We start from the raw sequence: 23,129 nt of genomic DNA on the forward strand, positions 1-23,129 counted from the left end.
CACGATGCTCTTTGAAGTTGCGGCACGGTCTGTACCCTTGCCTTGAACCTGGCTCGAACATACGATACACAGTGTAGCGGAAATCAGGATCCATTTCAAATGTCCTAAGTCGAGGAGAGAGAGTCGTCATGCCAACCATCGCAATCGACGGCGTATGCGAAGTCAACTTCGTTCGAACAGGGCCGAGGGGCGGCGTTCCCTTCTTGTTTGTTCACGGGGTAGGGCTGGACCTGACCTGGTGGGGCGCGCAGGTCGAGGATTTCGGACGCGATCGTGACGTCGTCGCTCTCGATTTGCCAGGCCACGGTCTCTCCGGGGCCATGGTCCGTCCACTCAGCTTCGAAGTGATGACGTCAGTCATCGAACGCGTCATCGTCGAACTGGATGGCGGCCCCGTACATCTGGTGGGGATATCGTTCGGCGGAATGATCGCTCAGACACTTGCCCTCCAGCGTCCCGACTTGGTTCGCTCGTTGACCTTGGTGGCGACACTGTGCACTTTTCCCGAACCCGTCCGCAGCGCGCTGCGCGAGCGAGCGCGGGTCGCCCGCTCCGAGGGAATGTCGAAAATCGCACAGCTTTCCAATGAACGCTGGTTTCCACCGCACTTCCGCGAGCGAAGGCCGGACTTGCTCGACCGCGCGACAAGGAGCCTGCTGGCGCAGGACCCGGAGTTCCACGCGTCCATCTGGGAGCTGATAGCCGGGCTTGACTTGGAAGCACAGCTTCCGGCCATCTCTGCCCCGACGCTGGTGATTGTCGGAGCCGAAGACATTAATGCGCCGCTCTCGGCAGGCAGGCTAATCGCTGATCGGATTGCCGGGGCGGAGTTGCACGAGATGATCGGGCTGGGCCACTTCCCGCCATTTGAGACAGCGGAACCCTTTAACGCGCTGTTACGCGATTTCCTGAAAAGGCGGGCCGTCGACCAGATTTGAGGTCTGGTGGAGCGAATGTCTGCGCGTCGGACGCTCCTAGTGGGCACATCCGCAAACGCCCGATGCAGCGCGGCATCGTCTATTTCGGCAACGGCAGGGACACGATCGCGTGCCTTTGCACAGTGGTTAGGTCAGCCGAAGCCGATCAACCACAGCCATGACGGGGCGGTTGAACCTCAGCGGCCTCGCAGACGGACCGGGTAGTCAGCTACCTCCTTAGCAGGGGATGGACAACGTTACCTCAAGCATCGACCTTGTTGGATTGCTTTCGACAAAAGGAAGCAGCCTGACGCATTGGGGAACAAACGGCTGGCAAGCCTGTTTCGATGCGAACAAAGCCGAAAGGGATAAGCGTGGCCGCTCATCGATCTATTCCAAAGCATCTGGGGCTCACCGTTCTCGCGCTCGTTGCCGTTGTCGTCGGGGCAGCGTTTTGGGGTGCCGCCGACAGGCCCGAGGAGCCGCTTCGGAAGCCCGACCATGGTCACCTGGCGGACGTTCCCGAAGCCATCCCGGCAAAGGGGCTTCGCGACGTCTTCTGGCGCGTGCTTCATGAAGTCTCCGAAGATCGCGTTACGCTCATAGCCGGCGGCGTCACCTTCTACCTGCTGCTGGCCCTTTTTCCAGCACTTGCGGCGCTAGTATCATTGTACGGTCTTGTCGCCGACCCGGTCACGATCTCAGAAAATCTGGGGAAACTAGCGGGCATGCTTCCTCCCGGCGCTTTCGACATGTTTGCCGACCAGATCAAGAGCCTGGCAGAGAAGCGGGACAGCAGCTTGGGTCTGACCTTCTTCTTCGGGCTTGCCGTGGCGCTCTGGAGCACGCACAACGGGACGCTGGCCATCTTCGATGCGATGAACATCGCCTATGAAGAGAAAGAGAAGCGCGGCATCATCAAGCTAAACGTGGTCGCCTTCTGCTTCACAATCTGCGGCATGCTCGCTGCTATAGTGATGATCGGGCTTGTGGCCCTGCTGCCGACAGTGCTCTCCTATATCTGGCTTGATCAATTCAAGGAGAACGCGCTTCTGTTGCTGCGTTGGCCGATCGTCCTGGTGGTCGTGGCAGCCACGGTTCTGGCTATCTATAGAGTAGGTCCGAGCCGGGAGCCGCCCAAGCTGCGCTGGATGACCTGGGGAGCCCTGCTGACCATAATCGGCCTTACCGCCATGTCGCTCGGCCTGTCCTACTACCTCTCCCACTTCGCCAACTACAACGCGACCTATGGCACGCTGGGGGCGCTGATAGGCTTCCTGGTCTGGACCTGGCTCTCAGTCACGGTCCTGATCGTCGGGGGCGAACTCAACGCCGAGCTGGAACACCAGACTGCAAAGGACTCCACTACAGGATCGCCAAAGCCGCTTGGACAGCGGGGCGCATATGTGGCGGACAACGTCGCATCGAGTGGCGGGTGAGCTATCCGGTGCCAGTTGAACACCGAGGCTACTTGAGGGCAACCCCTTCAGACTTCAGGCCGTCCTTCAGCGCGTCGATCACATCGTAGCGGGTCTCTGACCACTCAGACGTCGTTGCCCAGTATTGAAGGGTCGGCACGGTCTTGTCTGCCGTGGCGCAGATACTGTTACGATGCGTGCCGCGGAATGTTGCGAAGACATCTAAGGCTGGGGAAGAACAACCATCTATGTGAAACGGCCCGGCTGGGATACTGGGCCATTTCATTTGATCCGAGGTCAGATCAGCTGGGTATTAGAACGTACGCTGAATGCGCAAAATGCCTGCCCAGTTGTCGTTGTCGCCAGGTGCGCTGTCGTACTTCGTGTAGCTAACTTCCGGCTGGAAGACGAGATCCTTGACCGGGTAGAATTTCAAATTAGTCGTAGCGGCAAACGTCTTGTTGTCGTCGTAGGCTACCTGGACGTTAAACTTCAGCTTGTCGTTGATCTGATCACCGATGCCGCCCCAAACCGCCCAATCACCCCAGCCAATACCGTTGCCGTTGTCGCCAGCGTACTTGTTGAGCTTGTTGCCGTCGGTGTTGTAGCCACCCATGACAAATGCCGAGAAGCCGCCGAACTTGGCATCGATACGGGCCTTTAAAGCGCCTTCTTCAACGATCGAGTCATAGCCGCCGACAACGCGGAAGGTGAAGGCACCGGTCTTGTAACCGAGACCGAGAACGCCGTCCGGAGCGTAGTGGTCCGAACTATTTTCGCCGTTAGCACCAGCGGCATTGCCGTTGTAGCTGTCTTCGATCGAAGCCACTGCCGTGAAGCCGTTGCCCGCGTCGTAGCTGTAGGTAAGCTGGTTCAGCTCGTCCTGGCCCTTGATTCCGTATTCGATCACGTCGTCGTTTACGACGTCGCCAGCGTAGCCCATCCACGCGGAGTAGACCGAGTCGGCCTTACCAACGAGGAAGCCACCGAGGCTGATGTTGGCCCAGAGAAGCTTGTTGGTGTTGTTGCCTTCCTGCGATTCAAAGCGGAAGACGGTATCCGTCTTCAGAGCGCCATACTCGGTGTCGGTTGCCGTATCGACAGACAGCTCAGCGCGGGTCTTCCAATAGGTGCCGCGAGCAGACGCGTCTTGACCGACGCGATAAGCGTTGTAAACACCGATGTCTTCGCGAACACGGCCGCCGATTTTCAGGCAGGTTTCCGTGCCTGGGATGTAGAAGTAGCCAGCGCCATATGCATCACAGATGCGGACGTATTCCAATGGCTCAGGTTCAGCCGCGACAATGGCGTCAGCTGCATGGGCACCGGACACGACCGAGAGGGCAGCGGCCGAGCCAAGAAGAAGGGTTCTAATGTTCAATTTACTCGCTCCAATCGAAGGGTGATGCCGTGGCCGCGTGGGGTTGCGCGTCTTCCCATCACCTAATGTTCGTAATCCGCTAGGGCGAACAGAGTGCGTCGACTCTCGTTCTAGGAGCTTCTTAGCAACTAATAGTTTTGGCGCCTTATCAATTGGTGCTCGGGGGCGAAAATTGAGTTCGGTTTCCAATACTGCGTTGCGCAAAAATCACGTCACAAAATCGTAATAAATACTGCTTCGCACAAACGGCCGAGATGGCATCAGTGGTCGGGGAGCATCTCTCCGAGATGTTGCCGAGCCCATTTCACCTCTTCCGCTGCCGTACGGCGAAAATGTCGTTTGAAGTCACGGCTGAACTGGGCTGGACTGACATAGCCAACAGAAAGGGCGACTTCAGCGATCGTGCGGTCTTGCCGGGCCAAGAGAACCCTCGCCTGATGAAGGCGCATCGCTTTCACATACTGTATCGGACTGCTTCCCGTCAGCGGCTCGTTGACCCTGCGGATAGGCCCCGATAATCCAAAAGTCAGCCGAGAAGCGCAATTTCTTGTGGCCGGTTCCCGCAGGGAGCACCAACGCGTGTCCCGCGGTCATTGTCAGCTCGAGCCCCGCCTCGGCCTCCGATTTACAAGTCGGTTTCACCTGTCGCTACTCCAAAGGCTTCATGCGCTGTCGTATGGTAGTGGTGGTAGTCGTAGACCCGTTTTTGACAAATAGCCTTTCGAATCCGTTTAAAGATCGGTAGGATCCATCCATGTCTCATTCCTTGCAAGCGATAAGCCATTGTTATCTATTGCAAGTCGCACTTCATCCTTGAACCCACCCCGCTACAAAACATGTCAAAGCTGGTTAGAGACGCGACGGTGTCAGCCATTTAGAAATGCGACACTGGCTCTGCGGGTCAGCCCCCGATCCGCCCGGCTGGTCCGGGTTGCAAGGGCGGAGCGGGGGCGGTGGAGAACACCGTTTCGGCTTTAGCTTTGAGACGATGTGCGCTTCTGTTCATTCGGCAGCCTCCATCCGCGCCAGCGCCTTCTGCCGCTTTGCAATCACCGCCGGGTCGTTCATGTAATCTGTCCTCGGCTTGCGACCGCGCTTCTGATAGCCATTGCCCTGGCTGCCGTCGCGAATGCCGAACATGTGATCCGTCTGGCCGGTGCGGCGGGGACCGCTCTTGCTACGGTGCAGTTCGCGCCCGGCCTGCATCTCGGCGACAACAGACAGCATGTCGTCCAGACGCTTGTTCTCAACGACGTCCGGCCGATGGACCGACCGCAGCTTGTCGAACGTTCTGTAGGGCAGGGCAAAGCTCTCGTGCATGATCTCGAGGCGACCGTCGGGATAATCGCAGACAACAACCTTCTTTCCCGAAAGTGGCCTGGAGAGGTCAGTCGGATCGAGAATGAACAACACCTTGTCGTAGCGCAGCGTCAAAGCTTGCGACAACGTGCGGACTTCCTTCCGGCACATAGCGCCATCAAGGTTCTCATGATCGGCCAGCGACCGGTGCATGTCCTTCGGATTGCGTGGTGACTTGCCGAAACGACCATTGAAGTCGGCGATAAATTCCGGCGCATAGGCATTGGCCGCCGCGATCGTATCGATGCCGTGTAGCCGTAACTCCTTCACCAGCCGATCCTGCAGCGTCTGGTTGGCGCGTTCAACCCGGCCCTTGGCTTGCGGGGTGTTGGCGCAGATGATGTCGATGTTCAGCTCATAAAGCGCGCGTCCAAACTGCGTCAGGCCGCTCGTCCGGTCTTTCTCCGACGCATGGGTCGCCCGAAAGACACCATGCTTGTCGCTGTAGAAAGCCAGCGGTTTGCCCCATTGCTGCAGATAGGCCTTCGTCGCATGCAGGTAGTCGAATGTGTTCTCCGATCCGGCAAAGCGCAGATGCAACAGTTTGCCGGTGGCGTCATCAATGTAGACGAGCAGGGCGCATTTGGGGCCGCGGCTTTCGAACCACCAGTGATGCGAGCCGTCAATCTGGACGAGTTCACCAAAACAGTCGCGCCGGCCGCGCGGTTGGAACACGCGCTTCTTGCGGGCTCGGCGCGAGGTCCAGATACCAGCCTCGGTCATCCATTGGCGCAGCGTCTCCTTGGCCACCGAGATCTGATGAAGCTCGATCAGCTTCTCACGCGCCAGCGTCGGACCGAAATCCAGATAGCGTTCCCGGATCAGATCCAGCGCCGCATTGCGAAAATCTTCGCTGTGGCGGCGATTGCTGGGTCGTGATCGCTTCTTCGACACGAGGCCGGCCGAACCGGCACTGTCATAAGCCTGCAGCAGCCTGTGGACCTGGCTGCGACAGAGATCAAGCAGTTCGGCCGCCTGAACGACACTCAAGCGATGATCCCGGATCTTCTGGATGACTTCGAGGCGATGCAATTCTTTCTGTGACATGGTGATCAAACAGGACATGACGACTCCGTTCGCTCCTGGTCTCCACCAGGCTGGACGTCGTCATCCTTGCTCCCAACGTTGATGTTGACCAGTGCATCGAAAGGCGAGACTGTCGCATCTCTAACTGGCCCAACTGTCGCATTACTAAATAGCCGCTACAAAACAAAAATGCGTAATGATAGTTATGGAACCTTGATCAACACATTCGATCGGACATTCGGTGGAGGTAAGCGCTGTTCTTACACCACGGTATTTGGGGCTGACGGGTTTCATTATCACTGTCGGCAGCAAGGCGTTCCGCTTTAGCCATCTCTACCGCTTTGGTTCGAACGGCCCGATATCATGCTCCTCGGTATCGGGCAGCCATTTCGCCAGGCCACCAGCCGCCGGAGCGGTAGCTGACATTGCTTTGCACCGAGCCAACGTCCTTGGCAAACAACCAGCCGGAATCAATTCCATCTTGTTCCCAAGTGATGCTCTTCTCAATCATCACATACCCCGTTGGTGGAGCTACCCAAACATTCTATCTGGGCGATATGACCACGGCAACAACTCATCGAACTGGCTCTTTGGATGGCCGTTGACAATCCTGGTGATGATGTCAGTTAAATTGGCCATCGGCTCAACGTCGTAAGCTTGGCCGTTTCGACGAGCGAGGCAATGGTCGCCCAGTATTCCGCCCCGGCGTCAGAGCCCGCAAAGAGCGAATTCTTCCAACTGCGAGCAGTTGTCGCCTTGGATCGAGCAACAGCGTCTCGTCGGCAAAGAGCTTTGATGATGTCCTCAAAACGTCGAGCCGCCACTGATGAACAGGCCGCAGACAATCGGCCGGCTTCTCCCGTTTGAAGGTGGTGTTGAATATAAATGTTACCTCAAAAGCTTAGGATGTTGCGCCCCTATTTGGGCGTCACTTCCGCATTCAAAGTTTAGGTTAGAAAGGCTCTGGCGCCTAGCATTTCTTGCACTGGTCGAAGGACGGACATCAGAAAGCGTCGTTCACGAAGCGCTCCCCCCCGCCGTCCTTGCAATGTTGAGGCGGTAGAAGTCTTCACGCCATGTGACCTGTGCGCGAAACAACCTGCCGGCTTCTCCCGTTTGAAGGTGGCGTGGAATATGAAGTTTAACTTAAACGGTTAGGAATTTGAGCCCCTATTTGGGGCGTCGTTTCCGCTTTCAAATCTTAGGCTAGAAAGGCTCTAGTTTCGGCCTATCGAGGCATGTTGTCGCTGTAAGTTGGCGCTGTAACTGGTTTTGGTGTTGTTTCTTCTCCAACCACTCAGTTGATACAATGTGGTGGCACTTGGCTTTGGGGCGTCCATTCCCTGTCGATTACCATATTGTGGCGGCTTTTATCGGTGCCAACGTCCCCTTTTTCCGTCCAGTTCGCCCCTCCGTTACTAATTTAGAGTGCAAGTAGAGCCGACGGCCTCACCGAGAATTGGCTCTGCGCCTGTGGGGCACCGCACGGCTTACAGGGCCTCTTGGGTCCGTGCCCGTCGGAAGATAGGGCTGAGCGTAAGTAGACGCCCGCCAGGCAAGGTTCACACCGTCGTTGGTTGCGAACGCGGCTCGGTGTCTGTCCTCTGTGCTCCTGCCGTTGAGACGCTCTGGTCTCCTCTGCGGGCATCCTAGTGTGGCCCCCACATCGCCGCGTAGCTTGTTCTCGTTTCCTTCACTATTTCAGCAGTTGTAACAGTATCACGATGTCCCGGGGCATCGGGAAGCCGCGGGACTGCCGGCTCCCCATGTGCGGGCCCATTGCAGTCTGTTCCCCCTTCCGGTCTCCCGCTTGCTGGAGCTACATCAATTCGCGCCCGGCAAGAACGTCTGCGTCTTGCCGGTGAGGCGATAGGCGGCCAGACCGAGCCATTCGTGAGCGGCGGTGTCGCTAATATCCAGTCCTTCGGCGATAGTACTGTACGGCAGTTCGAACTCTGCATTTCTAGTGCGGTAGTCAACTGGATAGGGAACGGTGGTGAACCCAACCGCTCTGAATGACGCGACCGCACGCGGCATATTATAGGCTGAGGTGACGAGCAGCCAATTGTCGGACGGCTGTGGTTTGGCTATCGCCATGCTTTGAACGGCATTTTCATAAGTTGTCTGGGAATTGCGCTCAGTTTCAATACGCTCTGAAGCTATCCCAAGGTCCACAAGCACGCGCTGGGCAATCTCCGCCTCGGTTTGACTTTCTCCGAGCACGAGATGGCCACCGCCCCCAGAGAGTATAATGCGAGCCTGGGGATATCGGCGTGCAAGCGCGGCAGTCTGAAAGATCCGCTCGGCATTGTTGTTGAGCGTAAGGCTGTTTCTGCTCGCTGTTATATGGGCTTCTTCAGCCCCACCGAGCATCACGATGCCGGTCACGTAACCGGGAAGGTCGGAGGCGGTGAACCGGTCCTCTAGAACCGTGAGAGCGGCGGGGCCAACCGGAGACCAGCCTGCGATGCAAAGCAGTACGGATGACGTGCCGAGCAACCACAAGGCCGTGCATGTCCTTCTTAGGAGTAACGCTGTGATCCCTAAAAGTCCGAGCAAGGCAACGAAATTCGATGGTAGAAATACTGACGCAACCAGTTGATAAAATATTAGGAACATTCTGCATCTGCTTTCAGGATAGCGTTGCGCCGGGGACGAGTCTGGAAGCGACCCATCCTGTAAGTTGCCGTTAATCCCTTAGAGGTTTTGTCAGACTACGCATCATTTAGTTCTGGTTGATGAACAAAATCGGACGACTGTAACTCTCACTTGCCAAGATTGGCCGAATTCGGGTTTGGTTAGGGTCGCAACTCGACCAACGACAACTCGGCATCCCGTAAAGACGTGACCCAAACGACTTCCTGCTTTAACTGCTGCGGCTGCGGCCTGTTGAGCCCACGACTGAGCCTCCCCTTCGTCGCATCGGCTTCAGCCTTGCTGGGCCTTGAGGAGCAACCACGCAATCGGAATGCAAAAGAGGCGCGTCAATCGATGCCCGTCTTGCCCCCCAATGCCCGGTCAATCTTCACCCTATCGACGGGACAGTGCGAAAGCGCACAGACACCTGCCTGGATCCAGCATTTGTACACTTCACCCTTCCCTTCCCACTGGACATCCACAGCGATCCCGGCCTCGGCGAATGGATATCTGGCCCGCCTGCAACGCTGGGCCCGTCTACAGCCGTCTCAACGACGCATAGGCGACGTTGCGATTGGCCCCTGATCAGACCGCCCCTTCGAACTTGCCGATATCGTTCGCCGCGTTCGATATTTTTCCACATCTCCGACTCCGGCCTTAACAGGAGCGACCAGTTCATAAAGGTCTCCATGTACCCTACGCTGACCTCGTCGGAGAAATTAGCAAACAATAACATCCCACCCGGCTTCAACATCCCTAAGCAATGGCGGGTCAGTTAACGGCTACACCGTAGGACAGATAATCGTAGAGACCCGCGGCATAGATCAGGTCGAACTGACCGAGTGTCTTCGTCCGGTTAGAATTTCAAGTACCGAACCACCCATAGCCTAGACGAGCTTCCGGCGTAACCGATCCACTGTATGTACTGCGAGTCGGTTCCACCAACGATGAAGCCGCCAGGCCTGATGCTTGCAAACAGAACCTTAGAGCTCCGCTTCCCACATTGCCTGCGATCAGCCGTCGTCGCTGCACAATTTCTGTCGAACGCTTGATGCTGTTGGAGGTCCTCCAGGTCCAGATCCTTCATCTTTCCGCGACGTCGCGCGGTGGGCCTGCGTGCTTGCCCCTGCCGACTTCGCCTTCGTCGTTCACTCACTGCGCGTGTGTGAGAGCGGCCTATCCTCGCTTCGATCAAGGACAGTGTCCACCGCCACGGGTGCTCGGCTTAATGTGACTCGCTCCATTTGCAGGCACGGTACGGACTTCAGGAGAAAATTTCGTCGTCTTGCTTGTCATAGAGCGTACGTCTGGCGTGCTGGGGCCTGCGGTAAACCCAGGGCGGACCGTCAGCCTCTTTCAAATCGCTTTAGCATCGTCCTCAGCTGCGCGTTTTGCTGTGTCAGGTGCTCTGCCAGCAACTGCTTCAGGCGCCGGTTTTCGGCACCGAGCAACGGCAACTCGTCAGAGTGGGGCTCCACACCCTCGACTGTCACCGTAGCTGCAGGCGCTAATTTGCGACCCCCGGCCTTTTCCAACCGACTCGTCCGATGACGCTTCGGTGTCCCTGTCGTTTTCGGTTTGAGCTTGCCGGCTACCGGCTTCAAAACAGTGTGTTCCGTCCAAGCCCGATCTTGCTGATGCGGTTGCATATTCACGGACCCGGTCGACGGCATCATACCCAGCTGGATTTCACCAGCTTCACAGATATCGGTAGCATCCTTTTCGGCCTCCGGTCCGAACGGTTGATCAACACGGGAGACCGGAGCGTTCGAAACGGCGTTCTGCATGAACGGGAGAGTTGTTTCCGCTTCCCGCACAAGCGCCTTGAGATCGGTCTCGCCCCAGATGGATTTTGGCTTAGTCTTCAATCGCCGGCGCGCCGATTTGATTTCGACGACGAAACTGCGCTGTTGTGGTTTCATTGCTTAATTCTCTGGTGATCGTCTTGCAGACTCAAGAGCGCTCGAAGCGCTCGAGCATTGCTCTCAGCTGGGCATTCTGCAGCCGGAGCTTGTGCGCAAGGAGGTCTCTCAGTTGCTTGATGTCCCTGTCGAGATCTATGACGTCGTTGGCAAGGGCGTTCGTTGGAGATGATGGGCCTGCAGCGGCCATCTCAGTGGCGTCGACGGGGTTTTCATATGTTGGATCGCTGCAGTCTCTCCTTAACCCCTTGTCCCTCGTGTTAAGTGCCTTGAGCGATTGAGCATCAACCTCACCTGCAGGTGACGGGTCTCGCGGATCAGAAATGGATTGCTCTTGATCCCCAGTCGCCTTGGCCTTCGCTGCTTCCGTGTCGTCCAAGGGAAAGGCAGGTGCTGCGGCGTCGGTTTTACCGTCGGTCGCCGCCGCCATTGGCACTTGAGCGCCGGCAGCAGGTTGGTCCATATGCGCAGGCCCAAGGGTGCCTTCCGGAGAAGAGAGGAGGATAGTCGGGGCGCGCTGCAATTCAATCTCGAGATTGTCGGCATTGCCAACGGCACGACTGTCATCATTCTTATCGGACGTCTTTTGCCGGGACATCAGCCGCGCGAGAAATTGCCAAGGTGGTTTCATGGTAGGTCTTTCCGGGCGGCAGACAATGCGATGATTCTGACAGCCCCAATCCGGCTCACAAGGCGAGCCGGAATATCTTTGATACGAGCCTCGAAAATACTGGCGGTGGTCGATTGCGCAACCGCAGACAGGTTTCTGCCCAGATCAGACGCCGAGGCGTTTGCGTAAATCGGCATTTTCCGCACGCAGCTTATCGGCCAGGGCGTGGCGAAGCCGTTGGTTTTCTTCCTCAAGCTGAATGAGATCAGCCATCTCGTCGCTCGCAGCGACGGAGGTGGCGGGCGTCGCTGGCACAGTGATAGGCTTGGCTTTGACGGCCGTCTTCTTCGAGGCGCCAAGGCCAGGCTTTTCGCCATCCGCTGCAATGGGTTCGGCACGCGGGGTCCGCTTTTGACGAACCTTCGGTGACCTTGCAGTAGCAGCCTCGATCTCGGCCTTGGACCGTCGTGGGGCACGCTGCTTTTTGGTCACAGGCACCTCTTGCTGCGCCTCCATTTCTGCAACTTCACCTGGGACGCCTGTTTCGCTTTCGTCTGCCATTGCTCTCTCCATAACGGTATGGATTCTTTTCGACTGCTAGACAGCGGATGTCAACAGACCGAACCAAATCGTCGGCTGACACCAATTTGCATTCAGTCCGACTTGCGAGTTGGAGTTACAGGCCGCAGGTGCCCGTGGCGCCGCAGCCGCCGGCGACATCCTTGAATACGGCGGCGATATCGACGTCTCACTGGTGGCGCCAGCAAGCGTGGCGCGTAGTCCTCGCCCGACGATTGGCAAAGGGCCAGGGAAACCTTCGACTGACTGGGGCTCAAAGCAAGCGTCAAGCGGCGAGGCGACGCACCTCACGCGATGGGGCGGCCTGGGAGGGCTTGCTCGCAGGCAGTTCGACAAACATCTTCCGCCATCTGGCGACTCGGCCAGGGCGGGCCGTATCGTCGATGACGATCATTCATGCCACAAGCCAACATAGCAGTCAGTAGGAGAAGGAAGTCATCAAAGTGGGCGAGATCCCTGAAAGAGTGGAAGGCGAAGCCCGCCAGCTCGCAGAAGAATCGCGGCGCGCCTAGCGATGCAGAGTTTGTAGCGCTGAGAGACGTTTGCAAAATCAACCGTCGAGCTCAGGCCAAACGCCCCTTTCTTCGGTGCCCTAGGCCCATTTCTGTTGCTAGTTGCGAGCGGGCTCGGGAGTATGCGGGAGCGACCATGGGGTAGTCAGCAGGCAACGCCCATTTTGCACGATATGCTTCTGGAGAAAGTGCGTGGTTCGTAATGATGTGTCGCTTCAGAGACTTGAAAGCTTCACCGCATTCCAGGCACGAAATCTGGTCATCTTGCAACGACTTCCTCACTGAGATCGCGGGCTTTTTCTTTTCTGCGACGGGAAGAACGGCGCTTCCAGACTTTGTTTTAAGCGCAGATTTGATTGAAATGATCAGATTGGCGATATCGCTGACCGGGACGACATGGTTGCTTAGATAGGCCGCCGTAATCGCAGCCGCTAACTGAGCCAACTTATCGGCGTCTTTGATATGATTTTCGTTGCTCATTAAATCTCCGCACGCTTAGTGGGTAGCGGTCACTGTCTAAGATGGCATCCGCTAAAACTCAGTCTTTCTGATAATCTACTCGCAGTGCCGCGGGTAACATTGAGTTGCCCGAAGCAGCCGTTCCCGGGATCAAAATCGAATCGCCGATAGCGCTTTTCACAGAAAGGTTCTGGCAGTTACGTAATCGGCACTCAGCTGTTTCCTCTGGTGCTGGTTAATCAACCGTAAATTTCCACAGGTCGCCGCATCGTATAATCGCCTCCGGACGAGCCTCGGCATGCGGCTTGCATGTTTATCGCTGTATTAATGGTGGAGCTCGTTTCTGGCATGCTGCGACACACATCAAATCAGTTTCCAACCCTTAGGCTCATCCTAAAAGGTCGTGAAAAATACAAGAGCATCAGAACGGTGCATGAAGCTGCCGCAACGTTGTTGGGAGAATGGCCAACTGACGACGGTGACTGCTACTTTGAGGCAATCATGACTTGCCTTGATGCGCTTTACAAAGCGACGCCGCCAGCGCTTGTCCGTGCAGCTCTGATCCGTGCCGCCGACGAGGAAAATATCGGGCATATTTCTTTAGTGTGTACAGCCAATTAAGGTCTCGCCATACGTGTCCCTTTAGTCCGCCGGGTGCACGGGAGATCCGGAGACAAATACACAAAGGCGGAGTGAGGCGATGGGCGAAACATGCAAAGGAATAATTCACCGCCGTCATCTGCTCCGACATGATTTGATTTCGAGCGATTGGCCCGCCCCGTCAAACCCAGCCGCCTTGCTAAGATCTGAACCACCGTTCCCCGTAACATGGATCTCCAATGTAGATCGGACGCCCCAAGACGTCATTATTTTTCACGAAATTCGCAATGTTCATGCCTTTGCACTCGCCAGTCGCCCGGTCGGCAAGACAGACTGAAGGTCGATGTCGGTAAGCTGACAGTCTGCTCGGATAGCTGGAAGCAGAAATCCGCGGGACTATGTAATTCACTTTATCTTTAATCCTTAATATTTAAAATCAACATTTACTTAAATAATTTGAACCAATGTGCGTAGACGAACGTCGCAACTGGTGATTCACATGCGTAAAATTCCTCTGATCTTATCTGCAGCTTGCCTCTATTACAGTGCAGCCTCGGCTGAGACCATCGGTGTCTCCATGGCCAATATGGACAAGTTCCAGACTGCGCTTGCTGCTGGCATCACCGATCACGGTGCAAAGATACCCGGGGTCAAGATCACGATGGAAAGCGCCGGCGGCGATGCCGCAAAGCAGATGGAAACCGTCAAAAAATTTGTCGCGGACAAGGTCGACGCGTTGATCGTCGGTCCCGCTGACGGTGACATGGGTGCCGAACTTTCCAAGATCGCCAGCGATGCAAAAATTCCGCTGGTCTACGTCAACAACGAGCCAGCCAACCTCGCCGAACTCCCGGAGAAGCAGACCCTCGTCGCCTCGGACGAGAAAGATTCCGGCACGCTCCAGACAAAGGAAGTGTGCCGGCAACTGCATGGCAAGGGCAATGTGGTCATCCTGATGGGGGAGCTGTTCCATGCGGCTGCTCGCAAGCGGACGGACGATGTAGCCGAAGTGCTGGCGACGGATGACTGCAAGCAGATCCATGTCGTCGAGCGGCAGGCGGCAAACTGGTCGCCGCAGCTTGCCGAATTTCAAATGCAGGAATGGATGACTGCCGGCGTCAAGTTTGATGCCGTTATCGCCAACAACGACGAGATGGCTCTGGGAGCAATCAAGGCCTTGAAGAAGGCCAACGTGCCGATGAACAAAGTGGTGGTCGCCGGTGTCGATGCCACAGATGACGCACTGGCCGCCATCGGGCGCGGTGATCTGGACGTCACGATCCTGCAAAACGCGGCAGGACAGGGTTCAGGATCGGTTGACGCTGCACTGAAACTGATCAAGGGCGAGAGCGTGCCGAAGACAATCTACATCCCGTTCGAACTCGTGACTGCCGACAACGTCGCCAAATATCTGCCTAAGAGCCAGTAAGAGAGCCAAGGATCAATCACATGAAAATCTGGAAAAAATTGGGTATCCGGACCCAAATTACCGTTGGTTTCCTACCTCTTATCCTGCTGATGAGCGTATTGTCGCTGAGCGCGATCAATGGCATGAGTGGTCTCGCTTCGATGTTTACTTCCTACCGCGCCACCGCTGGACAGAGCGTTGCGGTTTCGGATTACAGCAACAGGCTGCACGACATCCAGCTTGCCGCAGAAAGCTTCCGTACCAATCCCAGCGCCGACGTCGTCCAATCATTCAAGGAGGGCGTGAAGGCATTTTCGCTTGACGACCCGCGTCTGTCCGGCAACCAGGAACTGCAGAAGCAGATGGTCGAGATCCGCGCGGAGATCGGCACCTACAGCCACGCTTTTGAAAAGATCGTCGCACTCCACACCAAGCGAGACGTGCTGATCGGCAAGGTCACCCAGTTCGGACCATGGACGAGCATAGCGCTGAACGACGTGATGCGCAGCGCGTGGAGACAGGGCGACGTCAGCACCCTTCATCTGGCAGGCGACGCTCTGGAGGCATTCAACCGAAGCCTCTATTTCTCCGAACGCTTCGTCCACGCCGACGATCTCCAGGCCTATGACAATGCCCAGGCTGCGCTGAAGGAAGCGGTCGACCGCAATACGGCGCTCGGAAAAATCGCGCCTAACGAATTGCAGCAAAAGCGCATCGCCGGGGCTGCCCGCCTCATGCAAAACTACACCGCCCGTCTCGGCGACGTGAAGGATGTGCTGCTCGCAAGCAATGCGATCCGGCAAAGCGAGCTCGATGTCCTCGCTCCGAAAATTGCTAGCGGCTTCAAGAGTCTGCAGTCAACGATCACCAGCTCGCAAACGGCGCTGGACGGATCGGTGGAAAGCACCGTGCAATCCGCCACAACGAAGACGCTGGTCATCAGCGCGATGCTCATTCTCGTTGGGTTGGTTCTCTCCTACGCCATCGGCCGCCTCATCTCTGCGGCAGTGCGCAGCATGGCACTTGCCATGGAGAGGCTGGCACGCGGCGACGATACGATCGCCGTCGAAGGTACGGAATACCAGCACGAGCTGGGCGCCATGGCGCGATCGCTGAAAATCTTCCAGGAGACCGGCCGCGCCAAGCTGATCGCGGAAGCAAACGCTGAGCGCAGCCGCATTGCAGCAGAAGACGAGAGGCTCCGTCAGGAATCCGAACGTCTCTCTGACGCACGCTCCATGGAGCACGCTTTCCAGCAGATTTCGGCCGGGCTCGACGCGCTGTCGCAAGGCGATCTGACCGTCCGCGTCGGCGCAGTGGATGCCCGCTACGAGACGATCCGCGACCATTTCAACAACTCCGTCGCATCGCTTGCAGAAGCGATCCAGTCGGTCATCCATGCCGTCAGCACAATCCGCTCCGGACTGATGGAAATCTCCACGGCCTCGAACGATCTCGCACGGCGAACGGAGCACCAGGCAGCCTCGCTGGAAGAAACCGTCGCTGCACTCGGTGACGTGACGCGTGGGGTTAACGGAACTGCCGAAGGTGCAAGCCTCGCACAGACGGCCGTTGCGACCGCCCGTATCAACGCCGAGAAGGGTGGCGAGATCGTCGCAAGTGCCATCGACGCCATGACGGAAATCCAGGCTTCCTCGTCGAAGATCGGCAATATCATCAGCGTTATCGACGAAATCGCTTTCCAGACCAACCTGCTCGCGCTGAACGCTGGTGTCGAGGCGGCGCGCGCCGGTGAGGCCGGCAAGGGCTTTGCCGTCGTTGCCCAAGAAGTTCGTGAGCTTGCCCAACGCTCCGCCAGCGCTGCAAAGGAGATCAAGATTTTGATTTCCGCATCGTCGACGCAGGTGGCAACTGGTGTCAGTCTCGTCAGCCAGTCCGGCTTTTCGCTGCGGGAAATCGTCCAGCAGGTGGTCGCGATGAGCGGAACTGTGGGTGAAATTGCAACGAGCGCACGAGAACAGGCCTCCAGCCTCCGCGAAGTTTCTGCGGCGGCGGACCAGATGGACAAGGTCACCCAGCAAAACGCCGCCATGGTGGAAGAAACGACCGCTGCAGCTCAAGGCTTGAGCCAGGAAACGGAAAATCTCGCCAATATGATTGGCCGGTTCCGGACCCAGCGTTCACATAGCAATCGCGCGTTCGCGTTAGCATCGTAACTACAAGTCAGTGGCTCGAAGCAGTGATGTTTGCGTAAATGGGATGCAGCACTTGCAGCTTGACACCGACCTTTGCCCACTGCCGCGCCACAGAAAAGGATGTCAAGCTTGTGCTGCTGCAACATGCCGACGGCAAGCTCGCCCTGTGGCGTGGCGATGACGCCTGGGCCGGCCTCGACCCCCTGATGGCATCGGCCGAGGTCGAAGAGGGCGCGAAGCTTTTTTTCCGCAAGCCCCAGAACAATACCTGGGGCGTGCTCAACACCACGGAGACGTTCGCCGCAGAGCATCCAGATATCGTGAAGCGCGTGATTGCAGTCTACGAGCAGGCACGCCAAAATGCCCTGAAGCACCCTAAAGCGCTCAAGGCGGCGCTGGTCGAGGCAGCGAAGCTACCGGAAAACGTGATCGACAAGCAACTCGAGCGCACCGACCTCACCAAGCCGACCATCTGTACAGCCCAGAGGGAAACCGTTATCGCGGCTGGAAAGACATTGCAGAAGGCCGGCGTCATACAGGCAGGGGCGGATGTCGAGAAGGTGGAAGGTGAACTGATCGATACGGACTTTGCCGTCACAGATACTCGGTAGGGTTACGGTTCACTCCATGACGGATGTAGCCGAAGTCAGGCAGACTGTCGATAAGCAAACCGCGAGCGCCCGCAACCGACGGGCGCTATCGAAGTTTTTCGTGCGCCTTGCCAAGACAATTATCATTCCCGCTGGTCTACTCATTTTCTGGGAAGTGGCTGTCGATCTCGGCTGGATGGGTGGACGGTTGATGCCGCCGCCGTCGATGGTGATGAATACACTCTGGGCACTGTTGCAGAGTGGCGAGTTGCTGACACATGTGTGGATCACGACGCTTCGCGTTCTGCTCGGATTCTGTATCGGAACCGTGGCCGGCACCATCGCCGGCGCGCTGACGGGCTATATTCCACTGGCTCGCCAGTTGCTCGATCCGACCCTGCAGGCGTTAAGGGCCCATCCCCTCAGTCGCTTGAGTGCCCTTGTTCATCCTTTGGCTCGGTATCTTCGAGACATCAAAAATCGCGCTGATTGCCGTCGGCGTGTTCTTTCCTGTCTATCTCGGCTTTTCCGGCGCGCTGCAGTCGGTCGATCGCAAGATCGTCGAAGTCGGCCGCATCTTTCGGCTGTCAGGTTTTGCGATGGTCCGGCGCATTTTGCTGCCAGCGGTGTTTCCTGCCTACATCATTGCTTTGCGGGCTGGTCTTGGACTTGGCTGGATGTTCGTTGTCGCCGCAGAGTTCATGGGCGCTTCCGAAGGACTTGGCTACCTGCTCGTCGACGGCCAGCAATTGGGGAAACCGGCGCAGATCATGGCGGCCATCGTCTGTTTTGCAATTATCGGCAAAGCAACCGACAGCTTGCTGGTCTTGGCCACCGCCCCTTTGCTTCGCTGGCAGGACACTTTCAACCGGGGGCAGAGCTGATGTTGTCGTTGCAGGGTCTCTCAAAAACATTCGCCGGCGGCATGCACGCTCTTGAGGGGGTTTCACTTCGGGTGGGACCCGGCGAGATCGTCGCCGTGATCGGCGGCTCCGGCTGCGGCAAGAGTACGCTGCTGCGTCTCGTTAGCGGCCTTGATCACCAAAGCCGCGGCCGTGTGATGCTAGGTGCAGAAACCATTTTGGAACCGCACCCACGCATCAATCTCATTTTCCAGGAGCCGAGGCTGCTGCCGTGGTTGACGGTGGCGGGCAATGTGGGCTTTGGATTGCCGAAACAAACCGCTATCAACCGGGTTGGCCTTGTGAATGGGGCGCTGGAGAAGGTCGGCCTCTCATCCTATGCGGCGCGGTGGCCGAAGGAGCTTTCGGGTGGTCAAGCGCAACGTGTGGCGATTGCGCGTGCCTTGGTGACCCGCCCAAAAGTCCTGCTTCTCGATGAGCCGTTTTCGGCCTTGGATGCATTTACCCGTGTAGATCTGCAAGACCATCTTCTCGATCTCTGGGATGATACGCGGCCGACGCTGATCCTCGTTACTCACGAGATCGAGAAGGCAGTAGCGTTGGCAGACCGGGTCGTTGTCATGCGCCCACGTCCTGGTCAGATACTCGATGAGGTTGCGATCCAGCTGCCAAGAAAGCGAGACAGGACAGCCCCCGCCTTTGAAGCTAAAAGACGCAAAATTCTGGCGCTTCTGAATATGTCGTTACAATCATCTGCAGCGTGTCAGATGACCGCAAGTCGATCGTGATCAGTGTGTTACCAGTCAGACGTCGCCGACGTCACCGAACCGGGCACATCGGCAGTTCGGCCACTGACCTGCGACGGCGGGTGCGTGACTTCATACCTTCAAGCAGCTGATAACCGCCGCTCCATCGACCAAAGCCGCTGGCCGTGTTGATGTGTCCGGCGTTACCGATATTCTTTATCTCTGCTCCCCAGCAACGGGCGACCAGCGTCAGGCAGTCGAGCGACATGTAGCGGTCGCTGAGGCTACCCACGACTTTAGCGGGAAACGGCAATTGCCCCATCGGCATGTCACCAAAGACGACTTTCCCTGGGTGAAGAGTGTGTGTCGGCTGTAGATCACAGGGCGCGACGAGCAGCGCGGCCTTGACCTGTCTGGCGGCAGCTGTCCCTGCGAGGTTAGCGGCGAGCAGGCAGCCGAGGCTGTGGGCAACGATATAGGCCTCGCCGACGGCATCGAGTGTCTCTTCCAAACGCGGCATCCAATCACTGAGCCTTGGATTGTCGAAATCATTCTGAACGACGCATATGCTGTCGGGCTGGTCCCGCAACCAGAACTGCTGCCAGTGAGCCTCGTCGGATCCGAATAGCCCCGGCAAGATAAGGACCGCGGTCATGATCTAAGTCCTCCCTCAGGCTGCATCTCGGATGCAAACCATTCCCGAGTCCGGCTCATTGAGTTTTCCTCAGACCAGTCCCGCGACAAATGTGAACAGGAATAGGAATGCGAAGACGACCGTCCCCGCCTCAGCGCAGCGCGTTAAGCTGTGCATGAGATCGATCGGCCGAAGGAGCTGTAATTCCCCGGAGTATCCAACCGCGTAGCTCATCTCTCGGCCTTAATACCACGGTGCAGGACTGAATCCCCAATAGTACATCTCGTATTCACTGGTCGGGAGCTTGCGCTCGTGCTGTCGAAAGACCCCGGGACCGCGCAATTTCTTCTGCTGGCCACCCGCGAAAAGCGTGCTTAGACGCAATGTCAAATTTCCGAAAAGTGTTGGCTTCATGCTGATCTTCATCTGTCTATTGAGCAATTGAACTATTCAAGCGTGGACGAGATATCGGCGACTTTCCGGGAGTTTGTGAAACACAGCCACCTCAGCGGTCATGTACAAATATTGTAGATCAAAAGAATAGTTTAAAGAAATGGACGCCTAACCTTGAACCGCAGCCCGAAAAATTCGCCCGCGGCTACTGTTTTCGGCGCAACCGCTCCGTACGCTGCGGTGGTGAGCAGTACGATGGGCGGTATTCGCCGATAAAATGTGTTCATCCTCACTCGATTAGATGTCCGAAGCCGACGCTTGACGGGGTAAAGCCGCGCATCAGCCATTCAACCGCTCCGTGTAACCCCAGCAGAAGCATTCGGGCTACGGGGAGAGCTGCGCGTCTGACGGCGCCAGGAGCGATTACAATCTTGGGAACCGAAGCGTTCCGAATTCGGGTTCACTTTGCTGGGAATGGAGAGGATTATGAAAAAGCGGTTGCAATATCCCCCATATCGGAGAAACTGACACCTTACATTCATAAACTGAGATGTTAGTTTTAGCCATGCTCGATACTCAAAGCCCCTTTCTCGGCCACAATGAACCAGACGCGGTCGCCGTTACTGAGGCCAGGTTGCGCTTGGCAATCATATCGGGAGTTCTAGGGCCTGGCGCCCGGCTTTCCGAAGTAGGCCTTTGCCGGGAGTATGTGACAGGGCGCGGTATCGTTAGAGCCGCGCTCAGCCGACTGGCGCAGGGGGGGTTTGTCCTCTCGCAGCCGCGCAGCGGCTGGAAAGTGTCCGCTATTTCCGCCGTTGGACTGCGCGAGATCATCCTGGCGAGAGGGCGGTTGGAAAGCCTGCTTGTGGACGCACCACTGTCTGCTGCCGATCTTACCGCCATGCGAACGATCTGCGACATGCAGGCGGCACTGCGCTCAGTGCCTACCAGTACGCCTTCAGGCTATGGATCGCTGCATCGCAGCTACGATCGGCAAATCCGCGACATGCTGGCGACGAAACTGAAGGCCCCGCTTATCGCCGGCTGGCTCGCAAATCTCTGGGACAGGTCAGAGCGCTATTTGAATTATTTCGAAAGAACCGGCGCCGGAGCAGCGCCGTGTTTCGACTGGACGCCGTTCATCGAGGCCAAGGCACTGGCGAATGATGAAGAAGCAGCCGCCAACCTGGAGGAAGCCTGCATGGCGTTCGCCCGATTTTCCCAATCCAGCCTGCTTTCGTCTGAACTGGTTGCACCTGAGGCCGCTCCGCCCGCACCGAGGGCAGCCCGCGCGAAGACGGCGCTCCTGCCGCAACCCACTCGCCGTGAACGATCTTCTAAGAGGACGACATAATGCGTATTCCGATTTCATTCGCGTGTTTGTTGCTGTTTGCCACGACCGCCCTGCCCCTCACCGCCGTCGCGAAGGACGGAATTGTCGTCGATCTTGTCAGCGAACCGTCGTCGCTGGATCCGCAGAAGCAATGGAACCCCGATAGTTATTTCGTCTACCGCAATATTTTCGATCAACTCGTAACGCGTGACGACGACGGCAAGATCACGCCGTCCATCGCAACGGCCTGGAACTACAAATCCGACACCGATATAGCCTTTACCCTTCGGAGCGACGTCACCTTTCAGGACGGCACCCGGCTGACGCCGGAGGATGTGGCCTTCAGCGTCAACCGGATCATTGACAGGAAATTCGCCAGTCCCCAGCTCAGTCAGTTCAACAAGATAGTCTCGGCCACTGTCACCGGCCCCAACGAAGTGACACTGAAGACCGACGGCCCCTATCCCGTTTTGCTGGCGCAGCTCGTCAAGCTTTCGATCGTACCGAAACATGTCATCGAAGCTGTCGGGAATGATGCTTTCAACCTTCAGCCTGTGGGCTCCGGACCTTACAGTTTTGGTGCATGGCAACGCGGCGTCGCTGTCTCACTCGTGCGCAACGACAGCTACTGGGGCAAAAAGGGATACTTCAAGACAGCGGAATTTCGCGCCGTTCCCGATGCGTCGACACGCGTGGCCAACCTGAAAGCTGGTACCGCCGATCTGGCGGTCACGCTCAATCCCGATCTCGCTGCCCAGATCGATCCTTCGAGTGGCGCCAAAGTGCTCACGGCGGTTACCGAGCGCATCGCCTATCTCAAGCTCAATCCTTCGCGGCCTCCCTTTGACGACGCCAACCTGCGCCGTGCCGTCGCCTACGCGGTCGACAGAAGCTCGCTCATTGAGGGCCTTCTGGGCGGTTTCGACAAGCCGGTGTCGCAACTTGCCTCACCCGAGTATGCGGGCTATGTCGATGGGATTGTCGGGTTGTCTTTCGACACGGACAAGGCAAAGGCACTGGTTGAGAAGGCAGGCGAAAAGGCAAAGCAGCCGATAGCCTTTTTGACGTCGCCCACTTTCGACCAGCGTATCGTCGAAGCGCTGGTGCAGCAGCTTGGCGATGTCGGCTTCAACGTCAACATTGAGACCGTCGATTTCGCAACCTATCTTCAGCGAATCCAGAGTGACAAGCCGAAGCAGCCGGCAATCTCCTTCGGTCGGTGGTCCTGCGCCTGCCAGGATGCTGACGGCATATCCTTCCCGCTGCTGCATAGTTCGAGCTCCTTCTCGGCACTGTCGAATCCGCAGATCGACGCGTGGCTGACGGAAGCCCGCAACACCCTGGACGCCTCCAAGCGCATCGATGCCTACCGTCATGTGGCAACCTCAGTTGCCAGCGACGTCCCGGTCCTGCCACTTTACCAGGCGGCTGTTCTTTACGGTGCCTCCGCCAAACTGAATTGGCAGCCGACTGCCAACGAAAGCTTCTTCCTCAATCGCGCCAGCTGGCGGGATTGAGGCGTCGCTGCTGCGAAGATGCCGCGCAAAACATAAGTGTTGCTGTTCCCTGCATTAGCCGACCAGAAG

17 protein-coding genes and 5 pseudogenes are annotated in these 23,129 nt (G+C 57.3%); 11 read left to right on the top strand and 11 right to left on the bottom strand.

Going from position 1 to position 23,129, the window contains the following annotated elements:
* Nucleotides 1-128: 128 nt before the first annotated feature.
* Nucleotides 129-938: an alpha/beta fold hydrolase gene (locus PR017_RS18200; protein ID WP_111217364.1), complete on the top strand. Its 810-nt coding sequence runs from the start codon at nucleotides 129-131 to the stop codon at nucleotides 936-938.
* Nucleotides 939-1,291: 353 nt separating this feature from the next.
* On the top strand, nucleotides 1,292-2,356 hold the full coding sequence (locus PR017_RS18205; RefSeq protein ID WP_240538884.1) for a YihY/virulence factor BrkB family protein: 1,065 nt from the start codon (nucleotides 1,292-1,294) through the stop codon (nucleotides 2,354-2,356).
* A 292-nt stretch (nucleotides 2,357-2,648) separates the two neighbouring features.
* Here PR017_RS18205 and PR017_RS18210 read toward each other — a convergent pair whose 3' ends face one another.
* The 10 genes and pseudogenes from PR017_RS18210 to PR017_RS18255 all read right to left on the bottom strand — a co-directional run bounded on the left by PR017_RS18210 (nucleotide 2,649) and on the right by PR017_RS18255 (nucleotide 12,841).
* Entirely contained in the window at nucleotides 2,649-3,716 is a 1,068-nt protein-coding gene (locus tag PR017_RS18210; protein WP_111217368.1) for a porin, read from the bottom strand.
* Between the two features lie 260 nt (nucleotides 3,717-3,976).
* Nucleotides 3,977-4,237 (bottom strand): annotated as a pseudogene (locus PR017_RS18215) (helix-turn-helix transcriptional regulator); the annotation flags it as partial.
* Between the two features lie 481 nt (nucleotides 4,238-4,718).
* On the bottom strand, nucleotides 4,719-6,140 hold the full coding sequence (locus PR017_RS18220) for an ISNCY family transposase (RefSeq protein WP_111218748.1): 1,422 nt from the start codon (nucleotides 6,138-6,140) through the stop codon (nucleotides 4,719-4,721).
* 322 nt (nucleotides 6,141-6,462) lie between these two features.
* The gene (locus PR017_RS18225; RefSeq protein ID WP_240538965.1) at nucleotides 6,463-6,612 is read right to left on the bottom strand and encodes a hypothetical protein; all 150 of its coding nucleotides are present in this window, start codon (nucleotides 6,610-6,612) and stop codon (nucleotides 6,463-6,465) included.
* Between the two features lie 20 nt (nucleotides 6,613-6,632).
* Nucleotides 6,633-6,871 (bottom strand): annotated as a pseudogene (locus tag PR017_RS18230) (transposase domain-containing protein); the annotation flags it as partial.
* 1,054 nt (nucleotides 6,872-7,925) lie between these two features.
* Nucleotides 7,926-8,606 carry a YdcF family protein gene (locus PR017_RS18235; RefSeq protein ID WP_161959321.1) on the bottom strand — a complete coding sequence of 227 codons (681 nt, stop codon included), beginning with the start codon at nucleotides 8,604-8,606 and terminating at the stop codon, nucleotides 7,926-7,928.
* Nucleotides 8,607-10,084: 1,478 nt separating this feature from the next.
* Nucleotides 10,085-10,660 carry a hypothetical protein gene (locus PR017_RS18240; protein WP_111219462.1) on the bottom strand — a complete coding sequence of 192 codons (576 nt, stop codon included), beginning with the start codon at nucleotides 10,658-10,660 and terminating at the stop codon, nucleotides 10,085-10,087.
* 31 nt (nucleotides 10,661-10,691) lie between these two features.
* Nucleotides 10,692-11,291 carry a hypothetical protein gene (locus PR017_RS18245; protein WP_111219464.1) on the bottom strand — a complete coding sequence of 200 codons (600 nt, stop codon included), beginning with the start codon at nucleotides 11,289-11,291 and terminating at the stop codon, nucleotides 10,692-10,694.
* Nucleotides 11,292-11,435: 144 nt separating this feature from the next.
* Nucleotides 11,436-11,831, bottom strand: a complete 396-nt coding sequence (locus tag PR017_RS18250; protein ID WP_111219466.1) for a SyrB-like regulator — start codon at nucleotides 11,829-11,831, stop codon at nucleotides 11,436-11,438.
* 581 nt (nucleotides 11,832-12,412) lie between these two features.
* The gene (locus PR017_RS18255) at nucleotides 12,413-12,841 is read right to left on the bottom strand and encodes a Ros/MucR family transcriptional regulator (RefSeq protein ID WP_111219468.1); all 429 of its coding nucleotides are present in this window, start codon (nucleotides 12,839-12,841) and stop codon (nucleotides 12,413-12,415) included.
* 288 nt (nucleotides 12,842-13,129) lie between these two features.
* On the opposite strand from PR017_RS18255, the gene PR017_RS18260 reads away from it, so the two are divergent.
* From PR017_RS18260 to PR017_RS18285, 6 genes and pseudogenes are all read left to right on the top strand, one after another.
* A complete protein-coding gene (locus PR017_RS18260) occupies nucleotides 13,130-13,441 on the top strand; it encodes a DUF982 domain-containing protein (protein ID WP_240538966.1) in 312 nt (103 codons plus the stop codon).
* 478 nt (nucleotides 13,442-13,919) lie between these two features.
* Complete coding sequence (locus tag PR017_RS18265; protein WP_111219470.1) at nucleotides 13,920-14,849, top strand: substrate-binding domain-containing protein; 930 nt, start codon at nucleotides 13,920-13,922, stop codon at nucleotides 14,847-14,849.
* A gap of 20 nt (nucleotides 14,850-14,869) precedes the next feature.
* Nucleotides 14,870-17,005 carry a methyl-accepting chemotaxis protein gene (locus PR017_RS18270; protein ID WP_111219472.1) on the top strand — a complete coding sequence of 712 codons (2,136 nt, stop codon included), beginning with the start codon at nucleotides 14,870-14,872 and terminating at the stop codon, nucleotides 17,003-17,005.
* A gap of 92 nt (nucleotides 17,006-17,097) precedes the next feature.
* Nucleotides 17,098-17,595 (top strand): annotated as a pseudogene (locus PR017_RS18275) (type 2 periplasmic-binding domain-containing protein); the annotation flags it as partial.
* A 16-nt stretch (nucleotides 17,596-17,611) separates the two neighbouring features.
* Nucleotides 17,612-18,458: pseudogene (locus tag PR017_RS18280) on the top strand (ABC transporter permease).
* Nucleotides 18,458-19,225 (top strand): ABC transporter ATP-binding protein, encoded by a 768-nt coding sequence (locus tag PR017_RS18285; RefSeq protein WP_278332933.1) that lies wholly within the window; start codon nucleotides 18,458-18,460, stop codon nucleotides 19,223-19,225. The pseudogene PR017_RS18280 and the gene PR017_RS18285 overlap by 1 nt, the downstream one beginning before the upstream one ends.
* 31 nt (nucleotides 19,226-19,256) lie before the next feature.
* On the opposite strand, the gene PR017_RS18290 is transcribed toward PR017_RS18285, so the two are convergent.
* A complete protein-coding gene (locus PR017_RS18290) occupies nucleotides 19,257-19,838 on the bottom strand; it encodes an RBBP9/YdeN family alpha/beta hydrolase (RefSeq protein WP_278332934.1) in 582 nt (193 codons plus the stop codon).
* A 937-nt stretch (nucleotides 19,839-20,775) separates the two neighbouring features.
* On the opposite strand from PR017_RS18290, the pseudogene PR017_RS28445 reads away from it, so the two are divergent.
* The 3 genes and pseudogenes from PR017_RS28445 to PR017_RS18300 all read left to right on the top strand — a co-directional run.
* A pseudogene (locus tag PR017_RS28445) lies at nucleotides 20,776-20,997 on the top strand (GntR family transcriptional regulator); the annotation flags it as partial.
* A gap of 9 nt (nucleotides 20,998-21,006) precedes the next feature.
* Nucleotides 21,007-21,564, top strand: a complete 558-nt coding sequence (locus tag PR017_RS18295) for a hypothetical protein (RefSeq protein ID WP_279619545.1) — start codon at nucleotides 21,007-21,009, stop codon at nucleotides 21,562-21,564.
* Nucleotides 21,564-23,060, top strand: a complete 1,497-nt coding sequence (locus PR017_RS18300) for an ABC transporter substrate-binding protein (protein ID WP_111218149.1) — start codon at nucleotides 21,564-21,566, stop codon at nucleotides 23,058-23,060. Before PR017_RS18295 ends, PR017_RS18300 begins: the two co-directional genes overlap by 1 nt.
* The last annotated feature ends 69 nt before the right edge of the window (nucleotides 23,061-23,129 follow it).

This window comes from Rhizobium tumorigenes (assembly GCF_003240565.2).
GTDB classification, from domain to species: Bacteria; Pseudomonadota; Alphaproteobacteria; order Rhizobiales; family Rhizobiaceae; genus Rhizobium; species Rhizobium tumorigenes.

What these genes read in the sequence shown, in the direction of transcription:
- PR017_RS18200 (WP_111217364.1), top strand. Translation starts at nt 129, where the DNA reads ATGCCAACCATCGCAATCGACGGCGTATGCGAAGTCAACTTCGTTCGA.
- PR017_RS18220 (WP_111218748.1), bottom strand. Translation starts at nt 6,140, where the DNA reads ATGTCCTGTTTGATCACCATGTCACAGAAAGAATTGCATCGCCTCGAA.
- PR017_RS18225 (WP_240538965.1), bottom strand. Translation starts at nt 6,612, where the DNA reads ATGATTGAGAAGAGCATCACTTGGGAACAAGATGGAATTGATTCCGGC.
- PR017_RS18240 (WP_111219462.1), bottom strand. Translation starts at nt 10,660, where the DNA reads ATGAAACCACAACAGCGCAGTTTCGTCGTCGAAATCAAATCGGCGCGC.
- PR017_RS18245 (WP_111219464.1), bottom strand. Translation starts at nt 11,291, where the DNA reads ATGAAACCACCTTGGCAATTTCTCGCGCGGCTGATGTCCCGGCAAAAG.
- PR017_RS18250 (WP_111219466.1), bottom strand. Translation starts at nt 11,831, where the DNA reads ATGGCAGACGAAAGCGAAACAGGCGTCCCAGGTGAAGTTGCAGAAATG.
- PR017_RS18255 (WP_111219468.1), bottom strand. Translation starts at nt 12,841, where the DNA reads ATGAGCAACGAAAATCATATCAAAGACGCCGATAAGTTGGCTCAGTTA.
- PR017_RS18260 (WP_240538966.1), top strand. Translation starts at nt 13,130, where the DNA reads ATGTTTATCGCTGTATTAATGGTGGAGCTCGTTTCTGGCATGCTGCGA.
- PR017_RS18265 (WP_111219470.1), top strand. Translation starts at nt 13,920, where the DNA reads ATGCGTAAAATTCCTCTGATCTTATCTGCAGCTTGCCTCTATTACAGT.
- PR017_RS18270 (WP_111219472.1), top strand. Translation starts at nt 14,870, where the DNA reads ATGAAAATCTGGAAAAAATTGGGTATCCGGACCCAAATTACCGTTGGT.
- PR017_RS18285 (WP_278332933.1), top strand. Translation starts at nt 18,458, where the DNA reads ATGTTGTCGTTGCAGGGTCTCTCAAAAACATTCGCCGGCGGCATGCAC.
- PR017_RS18290 (WP_278332934.1), bottom strand. Translation starts at nt 19,838, where the DNA reads ATGACCGCGGTCCTTATCTTGCCGGGGCTATTCGGATCCGACGAGGCT.
- PR017_RS18300 (WP_111218149.1), top strand. Translation starts at nt 21,564, where the DNA reads ATGCGTATTCCGATTTCATTCGCGTGTTTGTTGCTGTTTGCCACGACC.